Here is a 271-nt window from a genome sequence, read left to right on the forward strand (position 1 = left end):
TCGATGGCGAAGGCCTTGGCTTCGTCGTATGTCTCGCCGTGCAGGCGCACGGTCGCGCCCCAGTGGGCGACGCCGGCGATCTTGGTCTGCGGCGCGCAGCGCGGCATCACCGTGATCGCGTTCACGCCCAGACGGTAGGCGGCCCAGGCCAGGCCTTGGGCGTGGTTGCCGGCGGAGGCGGCGATCACCGGGCGGTGGTCGCCGCGTTCGCGCGCGGCCAGCAGCGCGTTGAGCGCGCCGCGCACCTTGTAGGAACCGGTGCGTTGCAGGT

The 271-nt window shown here is 72.7% G+C and carries 1 protein-coding gene; it reads right to left on the reverse strand.

Annotated features, from left to right (window positions below; all coding sequences use genetic code 11):
• Positions 1 to 271: pyridoxal-phosphate dependent enzyme (locus HKX41_11560; GenBank protein ID NNC24769.1), on the reverse strand; the 271-nt coding region annotated here is incomplete at both ends.

It is taken from the genome of Salifodinibacter halophilus (assembly GCA_012999515.1).
GTDB lineage: Bacteria > Pseudomonadota > Gammaproteobacteria > Nevskiales > Salinisphaeraceae > Salifodinibacter > Salifodinibacter halophilus.